This window comes from Schlesneria sp., from assembly GCF_036405755.1.
GTDB classification, from domain to species: domain Bacteria; phylum Planctomycetota; class Planctomycetia; order Planctomycetales; family Planctomycetaceae; genus Schlesneria; species Schlesneria sphaerica.
In genome coordinates, this window is sequence record NZ_DASWWZ010000323.1 from 1 (window position 1) to 6,157 (window position 6,157).

General features: G+C 58.5%; 6 protein-coding genes and 1 pseudogene. All 7 read left to right on the forward strand.

Translation table 11 applies throughout. The features are described from left to right. Window positions 1-572 (forward strand): annotated as a pseudogene (locus VGE80_RS11295) (hypothetical protein); the annotation flags it as partial. A gap of 43 nt (window positions 573-615) precedes the next feature. Beyond that, window positions 616-1,497, forward strand: coding sequence for a YicC/YloC family endoribonuclease (locus VGE80_RS11300; RefSeq protein WP_440592743.1), 882 nt, complete (start codon window positions 616-618; stop codon window positions 1,495-1,497). Between the two features lie 99 nt (window positions 1,498-1,596). Next, window positions 1,597-2,187 (forward strand): guanylate kinase, encoded by a 591-nt coding sequence (gene gmk / locus VGE80_RS11305; RefSeq protein WP_397571745.1) that lies wholly within the window; start codon window positions 1,597-1,599, stop codon window positions 2,185-2,187. 17 nt (window positions 2,188-2,204) lie between these two features. Further along, window positions 2,205-2,471 (forward strand): DNA-directed RNA polymerase subunit omega, encoded by a 267-nt coding sequence (locus VGE80_RS11310; protein WP_373649933.1) that lies wholly within the window; start codon window positions 2,205-2,207, stop codon window positions 2,469-2,471. 43 nt (window positions 2,472-2,514) lie between these two features. Continuing rightward, window positions 2,515-3,060, forward strand: a complete 546-nt coding sequence (locus VGE80_RS11315; protein WP_397571746.1) for a flavoprotein — start codon at window positions 2,515-2,517, stop codon at window positions 3,058-3,060. A 28-nt stretch (window positions 3,061-3,088) separates the two neighbouring features. Continuing rightward, complete coding sequence (locus tag VGE80_RS11320) at window positions 3,089-3,715, forward strand: phosphopantothenoylcysteine decarboxylase domain-containing protein (RefSeq protein WP_373649931.1); 627 nt, start codon at window positions 3,089-3,091, stop codon at window positions 3,713-3,715. Window positions 3,716-3,925: 210 nt separating this feature from the next. Continuing rightward, window positions 3,926-6,157: DNA translocase FtsK 4TM domain-containing protein (locus tag VGE80_RS11325; protein WP_440592744.1), on the forward strand; the 2,232-nt coding region annotated here is incomplete at its 3' end.

Genomic DNA, 6,157 nt, shown 5'->3' on the forward strand with positions numbered 1-6,157 from the left:
TCATGGGGGGCCAGAGCGCTTTCGGTACCAAGGCAGGTGACGTTTTCACCAGGATCACGATCGGTGTCGCAGCCGCCTGGATTCTCTTCTGCGCCGGCGGCGTGATCGCGCTGCAGAATTCCTCCGCTCAGCGGGCGACGGCCTTCGCCGATCCCGCTGACGTCAAGGCCCAGGACGAAGCCCGACAGAAGCAGTTGGACAACCTGCGATCACAACAGTCCGGCCAGCAGGACGACGACCTGAAGCTGCCTGAAGACACCACCACGACCGAGCCGGCTCCAAAGCAGGATGCGGCACCAGAATCGTCCGTACCCCCAACGAAGCCAGAAGAACCCGCGCCAACCAAGCCGGAAGAGCCTGCTCCAACCAACCCGGAACCTGCTGCAGAGAAAGGGGAAGCCGAACCGGCAGCTCCTGAAGCAGCAGAAGCGAAGCCCGAAGAGCCTGCTCCAACAACACCTGAACCAGCGCCGGAAAAGCAACCCGAGCCTCAACCGGAAGCGACGCCTGAAGAACCTAAGTCACCCGAAGAGCCCAAGACGGAACAACCGGACGCCGAAGCGCCACAGTAAGCGTTGTTTGCGACAGATCGAGATCTTTTGACAGGTGAAGTTCGTGCTGCTGAGTATGACGGGATACGGCGAAGCCATTGTTCAGAACGAACTGGCGTTCTGTCGTGTCGAAATTCGAAGCGTCAACAATCGTCACTTCAAGTTGGCACTTCGCTGTCCTGACGGGTTCCTGCAGCACGAGTCGGATTTTGAGCGACTGCTACGCGAATCAATCTCGCGCGGGTCGGTCCATCTGTCCGTAAAGATCGATCAGATTGGCGATATCCAGGGCCCGCGGCTGAATACGCAGCTCCTGAAGACTTACTGGCGACAACTGAACGAAGTCTGCCAGGAACTCTCCGTCGCTGCTCCCGAACCGGCTCAGTTGCTTAATCTGCCCGGCGTCCTGCGAGAAGACAGCTACGACAGCGACACCGTCGAACGACTGTGGCCTCTGGTGGAGCAGGCCGTGACGGCCGCGGCCACCCACCTGCAGGAGTTCCGCAGGAAAGAAGGAAGCACGACCGCCAGTGAGCTGGCACAGCTTCTGGAGAGGATCGAAGAGGTTCTTGGCCAGGTCGTCGAAATGGCCCCTCAAGTCGCCCGCGACTACCACGAGAAGCTGGTGCAGCGAACTCGCGAGTTGCTCGCCGGGACTGACGTCAATATCGAGCCGTCTGACGTCCTGCGGGAAGTCGCACTCTATGCGGACCGCTGTGATATCCATGAAGAAATCACGCGGTTGCGGAGTCATATGAGTCAGTTCCGGTCGCTGATCGACACAGGCACGTCACCCGGTCGGAAACTGGACTTCCTTTGCCAGGAAATGTTCCGGGAAGTGAATACGATTGGCTCCAAAGCCAACCATATCGGATTGTCACATTCGGCCGTTGATCTCAAGTCGAGCATCGAACGTATCCGAGAGATCGTTCAGAATGTCGAGTGACGGTCGTTCGACGTGGTCTTATCGAATTGGCAATTGACTGAAAGTCGCTGAGAATTGACACAGTTGCAGTATCGCGAATCCCCGATGGTGGCTGAAACAATGTCGCAACCAGCGCCAGAACCAAAAAAGTTTCAACTTCTGGTGTTGTCGGGCCCCAGTGGCAGCGGCAAAACAACCATCGTGGAACGATTGGTCGCTGAATCGCCGGTCCCTCTGGTGAAGATGATTTCCGCAACCACCCGACCACAGCGCAAGGGTGAGGTTGACGGGGTTGCCTATTATTTCCTGACGCCGGAAGAATTTGAACGTCGCCGCGCTGAAGATGCGTTTCTGGAAACGGCCGAGGTGTTTGGGGCAGGGTACTGGTACGGCACCTTGAGGTCCGAACTTCAACGTGCCAGAGAGGCCAACGGCTGGGCGTTTCTGGAGGTGGATGTCGAGGGTGCATTTAAGATCATCGATGTGTATCCCGATGCGTTGACGATTTTCGTGCAGCCTCCGTCACTGGAAATTTGTGAACAACGACTTCGCTCGCGAGCAACCGACTCGGAAGAAACGATCCAGCGCCGGCTGCGGAAGGTGCACCAAGAGCTAGCATTGGCAGACCGATACTGTTATCAAGTAGTGAACGATGACCTTGACCGTGCCGTGGATGAGATCAAATCCATCATTGTCAAGAACGCGATTTAATCTAACTGGAATTCGATATGCTGGACGAACTGAAAGAAGAAGAGATCGTTAAGAAGGTCGGCGGACGTTTCAAGTTGTCATCGCTGATCCAGAAACGCATGGTTGTCCTCAACCGTGGTACTCGTCCGCTCGTGGAAACCCAGAGCAAGAACGCGATGGAAATCGTCGTTCAGGAAATCATTCAGGACAAAATCTACCTGGATGCCAGTGGTGCTGTGATGACCCGCGGGGACGAAAACCGGGAACGCCACTTCTCCAGCGGACCGTCACTGGACGACATGTAAGCCCTGACGGGTCTCTTGATATCCAATCGAGGTCGCGCCGACGATGAAGGGCCGCGAAATATTGCTGGGGGTGACCGGCGGGATCGCCGCGTATAAATCAGCCGATCTCTGCAGCAAGCTGGTCCAGGTGGGGAGCCATGTGTCAGTCGTCATGACTCACTCCGCCTCCCAGTTCATCGGTGCGACCACGTTTGAAGCGCTGACCGGACGCCCGGTCTACACGGGCTCATTCGACCCGGTCGAACACTATCGCGGCGAGCACATCGGTCTGGCCCAACGTGCCGAACTGTTTGTTGTGGCGCCGGCGACCGCACATTTCCTCGCCCAGGCAGCAGGAGGTTTCGCCGGCGACCTGCTTTCCACCCTCGTCCTCACCGCGACCTGCCCACTGCTGCTCGCCCCCGCCATGAATTGCGAAATGTGGGAGAAGAAAGCCGTTCAGCGGAATGTCACCCAGCTTCGTGAAGACGGAGCGAACTTTGTGGCCCCGGGATCGGGTTGGTTGAGCTGCGGTCAGGTTGGCGCCGGCCGTATGGCCGAGCCGGCCGAAATCCTGGCGGCGATCACGAAACTCCTCGAATCTGCGTGAGCCTGAAGCGGCTCAAGAATTGAGACTCATGCGAATCCTGATCACCGCTGGCCCCACCCGCGAATACCTCGACGACGTCCGATACCTCTCCAATGCCAGCAGCGGACGCATGGGATACGCGATCGCCGAAGCGATCGTGGCAGCAGGCCACGAAGCAGTGCTCGTCACGGGCCCTGTGACATTGACTCCCCCTGAAGGCTGCGAAACCCACAACGTTGAGACGACAGAACAACTGCTCAACACGTGCAACCGCCTGTTCGGTGACTGCGACGGGGTCATTGCCACCGCAGCCGTTTGCGACTATCGCCCGCGTGAACGCTTCCAGGGGAAACTCGCCAAGACGGGGGTCTCGCTCGAGCTGGAACTGGTGGAAACCGCCGACGTCCTGGCCGAACTCGGGATGAACAAAGGAAGCCGCTGGATTGTCGGGTTCGCACTCGAATCAGACGAGTTTGCTCACATCAACGCACTTCGCAAGCTGAAACACAAGAACTGCGACGCCATCGTCCTCAACCGTCCCACCGCAATTGGTTCGATGAACAACGAGATCGAAATCATCGACAAATCCGGCAAAGGCGTCGCGAACTACTCCGGCTCCAAGACCGACGTCGCCAGCCAGCTCTGGCAATGGATCGCGGCTCATCTGACAAGCTGAAGCCCCGCAGATCCCTACCAACCGCTCTGATCCATCCCCTTTTTGGGGAAAGACGCCGCCGAACGTTCACTTTTTTCAACGGCGCTGCGAAACCCGTGCTACGTTTCTCTGTGGACTCTGTTTATTCAGTGGCTTCACCAGGGATGAGACGGCCGACGATTCGCCTGTCGAAACGCGTTCACAAGGTGAAGAACCGCTCTGGGAGGAACAATGATCGATTACGGGCGGCTCAGAACCGACCTGCTGGCGCTCGCCTTACTGGCGACGACGGTCTTTGTCGGCTTGAGCCTGGTCAGCCATCACCCGGCTGATCCTCCCGCTCACATCGTCTACCCCACCCATAACCCGCCGATGAATCTCTGCGGAGCGACGGGTGCTCTCCTCTCTCACACCCTGATCAATGCCTTTGGGGCCGGAGCGTATGTCGTTCTGGTCGTGCTTGTCATTCTGGACGTCCGGCTGTTCGCGCGAGACGTCTACAAGGATCCGCTCACACGTCTGTGCGGTGCGATCCTGATCATGTTCAGCGTGTGCGCGCTCTCCCAGTGGTATCTTCCCGTTCCCCTGTCCGGTTCGATGACCGGAAATGGGGGCTACGTCGGTGCATGGAGCACCATTCTGCTCGATCAGCAATTCTCCCGGGTGGGCAGCCTGATCATGATCGCCACCGCGATCGTCGCAGGGGTCATGCTGACCGGAGAACAGCGTCTTTGCTGGACAATCCTCTCGCTGTGCGCCTTGCCCATCACGATGTGGAGTCGCCTGGCGTTCGGAAAAGGCCCTCGAAAGTCCGCCAAACCTGCCCCACCGAAGGTTGCCACCTCCAGTCCAGTGGAAGCGGCCGAGCCCGTCAGCAAGGTTGTTGCGACCCCGGAACGGGTGACTTCGCCTGAACCGACGATTGAACCTGCTGCGAATCTTTCGAAGCCGGACGAACCGCGGTCGGATGATTCTACGGCTGAGAACGTGGCGACAGACTCGCATGTCGTGGTCAGCGACGGCAACTTGTCGCCTGAGGCCCTGGCGGCGATCGTCAGCATGATCTCTAATCCTGCGAACGAGCTCTCCCAAGAAAGCGAGACCGCAGCGACCGACGACACGTTGGCTCCCCACACCGACGAGCCCGTCTCAGAGATCAGCGACGAACCTGACGCCGCCGCTCCGTCCGACAAGCCCTCGCTGCGACAGCGGTTCTTCAGCCCGTGGCGAAAGAAGGAAACAGACGCCACGTCCGAACAGGAGACTCCTGCGCCGACCGCCGAGGTGGAGCCCCTTTCCGAAACACTCGACTCCCGCGAGGACGAATCCTTTGCAGACCACTCTTTCGAAGAAGACCTTCCTGAGGGGGATTCTCTGATCGATGACGACGCCCCTGCGCCGAAGTCGTTTACGCTTTCGCCCGATCGATCGCCAATTCGGGTCAACCCGCCGATCGGGATGAACGCACGTGTCTCGGAGTCAGAAGCCGAGGCGGCATTGAGCGGACCGTATAGCCTGCCGGACATCTCGATTCTGGATGACGCCGAAGCATTCCCCTACGACACGCTGGCCTCCAAAGCCAAGATTGCAGCCGCGACACTGGAGAAGACGTTCCAGGAATTTGGCCTGAATATCAAGGTCGTCGAAATCGACACCGGCCCCGTGATCACACAATTCGAACTGGAACTTGAAAAAGGTCTGCGCCTGTCAAAAGTGACCTCACTGGCCGACGATCTGGCGATCGCCCTGCGCGTCTCGTCCGTGCGTGTGATTGCCCCGATTCCGGGCAAAAACACCGTCGGGGTCGAGGTCCCGAATGCCGTGCGTGTCATGGTACGACTGAAAGAGCTCATCACGTCATCGGCTGCAGACATCGAGTCGAAAGCGCTTCCCATGTTTTTGGGGAAGGATGCCAGCGGCAAGCCACTGGTTGTGGACATGTGCAAGATGCCTCACCTGTTGATCGCCGGTCGTACCGGGACAGGCAAGAGCGTTTGTCTGAACACGCTGATCGTCTCGATGTTGATGACCCGCAGCCCCGACCAGGTCAAGATGCTGATGATCGACCCCAAGATGGTCGAACTGAGCCCCTACAGCCGCATCCCGCACCTGATGCATCCGGTGATCACTGACATGAAGAAGGCCGAAGCCGTGCTGGGCTGGGCCGTCGACAAGATGGAAGAACGTTACCAGTTGCTGTCCGCCGTCGGGGTGCGCCATATCGACTCCTACAACAAGCTGGGCCGCGAAAAGATTCTGGCCAAGATGGGGCTTGAGGAAGGTACTCCTGAAGCGGAAATGGTCCCTGACTTCATTCCTTACATCGTCATCGTCGCCGACGAAATGGCTGACATGATGATGACCTCAGGGAAAGACGTCGAAGGGCACATCATCCGGTTGGCACAAAAGTCCCGAGCCGTGGGCATCCATCTGGTCCTCGCGACCCAGAAGCCGACCGTCGAC